5 protein-coding genes are annotated in these 3,447 nt (G+C 66.7%); all 5 read right to left on the reverse strand.

Annotated features, from left to right (window positions below; all coding sequences use genetic code 11):
- Positions 1–120 precede the first annotated feature (120 nt).
- Positions 121–543 carry an organic hydroperoxide resistance protein gene (locus tag ACFWPJ_RS28145; RefSeq protein ID WP_378855810.1) on the reverse strand — a complete coding sequence of 141 codons (423 nt, stop codon included), beginning with the start codon at positions 541–543 and terminating at the stop codon, positions 121–123.
- Positions 544–551: 8 nt separating this feature from the next.
- A complete protein-coding gene (locus ACFWPJ_RS28150) occupies positions 552–983 on the reverse strand; it encodes a MarR family winged helix-turn-helix transcriptional regulator (protein ID WP_378855812.1) in 432 nt (143 codons plus the stop codon).
- Between the two features lie 39 nt (positions 984–1,022).
- Complete coding sequence (locus ACFWPJ_RS28155) at positions 1,023–1,301, reverse strand: hypothetical protein (RefSeq protein WP_378855814.1); 279 nt, start codon at positions 1,299–1,301, stop codon at positions 1,023–1,025.
- Positions 1,302–1,611: 310 nt separating this feature from the next.
- A complete protein-coding gene (locus ACFWPJ_RS28160; protein ID WP_378855818.1) occupies positions 1,612–2,586 on the reverse strand; it encodes an o-succinylbenzoate synthase in 975 nt (324 codons plus the stop codon).
- Between the two features lie 51 nt (positions 2,587–2,637).
- Complete coding sequence (locus tag ACFWPJ_RS28165) at positions 2,638–3,276, reverse strand: Uma2 family endonuclease (protein ID WP_378855816.1); 639 nt, start codon at positions 3,274–3,276, stop codon at positions 2,638–2,640.
- Positions 3,277–3,447 lie beyond the last annotated feature (171 nt).

Here is a 3,447-nt window from a genome sequence, read left to right on the forward strand (position 1 = left end):
ACCTATCACCCGCCCCAGCTCTTATTATTTATCTCGGTGGGGGTGGGGTTTTTTTTTTGCTAACCCCCCGCGCGCCCCCCCCCCCCCCCCGGGCCCGCGGCAACCCCCCGGGGGCGAGAATCAGTCCTCGGCCACCTGCACGTCCACCGCGATATTGCCGCGGGTCGCGTTGGAGTACGGGCACACCTGGTGCGCCTGCTCGGCCAGCGCCTGCGCGTCCTCGCGCGACAGGTGCGGCAGCGTGACCTCGAGGGCGACGGCCAGCTCGAACCCGCCGTTGCCGTTCGGGCCGATCGAAACCTGTGCGCCGACAGCGGAATCCGCGATGTTCGCGCCCGCCTTCTTGCCGACCAGGCGCAGCGCCGAGTGGAAGCAGGCGGCGTAACCGGCCGCGAACAGCTGCTCGGGGTTGGTGCCCGCGCCGTCGCCGCCCATCTCCTTCGGCGGGGCGAGCACGACTTCGAGCTTGCCGTCGGTGGTGCGCGCGGTGCCGGTGCGGCCTTCGCCGCTGGCCAGGGCTTCGGCGGTGTAGAGGACCTGCATGGGAGCTCTCATTTCTCTGTGAGGGAATCGGTGAGTTTGCGCAGCAGTCCGCGCAGTGCGGTGATCTCGTCGACGGACAGTCCCGCGATCTCGGCCATCTCGGCCGGAATCCGGCACGCCTCGGCGCGCAGCGACCGCCCGTGTCCGGTGAGCACGATGTCGACCCGGCGTTCGTCCTCGGCCGCCCGCCGCCGCTCGACGAACCCGGTCGCCTCCAGCCGCTTGAGCAGCGGAGACAACGTTCCCGAGTCCAATTCGAGCGCCCTGCCGAGCTCGCCGACGCTACGTCCGTCGTGTTCCCACAACGCGAGCATCACCAGATACTGCGGATACGTGAGCCCGAGCTGTTCCAGCTTCGGGCGATAGACCGCCGTCATCGCCCGCGAAGCCGCGTACAGCGGGAAACACAGCTGCTCGTCGAGGGTGAGTCCGTCGGTCATGACAACAATATAGCCCACAATTAAATTGTGCACAACCTATCAAGGAAGCACGATGGCGAGAAACCCCGAGACGTAGGCGAGCGCGAAGAGCGCCGGCACCCACTGCTCGATATGGGACAGCGGCCAATACAGCGCCCGATCCCGCCCTTCACCGAGGGCCCACCACTCGGCCTTCCAGAAGGGCGAGGCGGGAAGCCGCTCCTCGAGCGCCCCGATCACCCGGAACTTGGCGCCGTTCAACAGCCGGTAGCTACGGACCAGATAGAACCAGGCGAAGCACTGGCCGAGGACGGCGATCAGCGGAATCACCAAATCCACCGCGTCGGCGACCTTGCCCCACAGGTCGGGGCGGCATCGGCCTGCACGGACATGGGCTCATCTCCACAAAGGTTCATGAACTGGACCTTCTGAGCCTCCCGCATCCGCACGCGGATATCGCGGGTAGTCCACTACTCGGCTTCGCGAGCGATGGTCAGCCCATGACCTTCCGGCGACACCAACCCCCAGCAGGCAGCCACCTCCGCTCGGTGTGAGGGGCGGCGGCGCAGGTTCAGTCCGTGTCGGGCAGCGCGCTGACCGGCTCGCAGCACCGCAAACATGCTCGGTGGCGAGGCGCACCGCCGCGGGATCAGTCCATGTCGAGCAGCGCGCTCACCCGCTCGTACCGCCGCAACCACCACTCGGTCCGCTCCGGATCGGGATGCCGGTACTTGTCGAGCAACGCGGGGTCCGGTTCCGGCGCGACCGTGGGAACCGTGAGCCACCCGTTCACCGGCAACAGCGATTCGGCGACGAGATCACCTTCGAACAGCGCGAGAGTTCCCAGACCGCAGGCGAATTCGAGCTGCGGAAGAGCGCCTGCCAACGCGATCTGGGCAGCCAGCCCGACACTCGTCTCCAACGCCGACGACACCACAGTCGGCAGCCCGGCAGCCTCGGCGACGGCCAGCGCCCGCCGAACCCCGCCAAGCGGAGTACATTTCAGCACCGCCACATCAGCGGCCCCCGCCACCGCGACCCGCAACGGATCCTCGGCCCGCCGAATCGACTCGTCCGCCGCGATCGGCACCGAAACCCTGCGCCGCACCTCGGCCAACTCCTCGACCGTCCGACACGGCTGCTCGACATACTCCAATCCACCAGCAGCCCGGTCTATCTCGCCGATATACCGAACCGCGGTCTCCACATCCCATACCGCATTGGCATCCACCCGAACCGCCCCGTCGGCCCCGATAGCCTCCCGCACCGCCGCCACCCGAGCCAGATCCTCGGCCAACGACCCAGGATGATCAGCCACCTTCACTTTCGCCGTCGCGCAACCGGACTCACGCACAATCCGCCCAGCCCGCTCGGCATCGACAGCGGGAACAGTGCAATTCACCGGCACCCGATCCCGCACCGGCGCAGGCCACCCCACGGTCGCCTGCTCAACCGCGGTAGCCAACCACCCCGCCGCCTCCCGATCGTCATACTCGGGAAACGCACAGAACTCCCCCCATCCCAGCGGCCCCCGAATCAACATCCCCTCACGCACGGTGATCCCCCGAAACCGCGTACGCAGCGGAATCGCATAAACGAACGTATCGGCGCCCACCCCCGCGATCGTAGAGGTCGTCCACGCGGGGCCGGACTGGCGATGGTGCGCAGACCTACCTCAGTCGATGCCTTCGTCCAGCTGTTCCCAGGTCAGCAGGACCGGGAACGGCGTCAGCGTGTCGATGGCCGCCGCGTAATCATCGGTGCGGTTCCGGAATCCGTTGGAGACGTAGCGTCCTTCGGAATTGAGGGTCAGCATCTCGATGGACACGGCGGGTCCGTCGTCATTGGCCATCCGGACTATCCAGTAATGCTGAATTCCATACCGAGCGTATTCGGAGCGTTTGTCGATCGTGTCGGCGGTAACCGTTGTCGGTGATACGACTTCCACGACCAGAATTGTGTCGGCGACGGTCGGTTTGGTCTTCCACCGATTCCGTGGCGTTTCGACGCACCGGTAGACGATGGTGTCCGGCCGTTTGTAGTGGAACGGGACTTCCGACACCAGCATGTCGATATCCCGGTTGACCCGCAGGCAGGGCTCGCGCTGGTCGCGCTTCGCCTCGCCGTCGGCCAGTGCGCGCTCGATCGCGCGCGACACCGCGTTGTGGTTCGGCGATGGCGACTCGCAGAAAACGATCATCCCGTCTTTGATCTCGACGGAACGGGCGACGTCCTCCGGCATGGTGAGGTAATTGTCCATGTCGACAGGCTGGCTGTAGGTCTTCGGAACGGACCAGTCGAACGCTTCGGACACGGTGCGACCCTTCGGCTCGGGGCAAGCCTCGTCATCGTACGTCGCGGCGGTGCCGAAGCGCCCGCGGGGGGGGGGGGGGGGCGCCGCCCCCGCGGGGGGGCGAGGGAGAAATAGTTGGAGGTTTGTGTGTTTTTGGGTGGGGGGGGGGCGGACAGCGCTGGTGTGGGGGTG

Origin of the sequence: Nocardia sp. NPDC058497, from assembly GCF_042720195.1 — a bacterium.
GTDB lineage: Bacteria > Actinomycetota > Actinomycetes > Mycobacteriales > Mycobacteriaceae > Nocardia.

Bases quoted from the DNA above. Each gene is read 5' to 3' on its own strand.
- ACFWPJ_RS28150 (WP_378855812.1), bottom strand. From the start codon at position 983: ATGACCGACGGACTCACCCTCGACGAGCAGCTGTGTTTCCCGCTGTAC.
- ACFWPJ_RS28145 (WP_378855810.1), bottom strand. From the start codon at position 543: ATGCAGGTCCTCTACACCGCCGAAGCCCTGGCCAGCGGCGAAGGCCGC.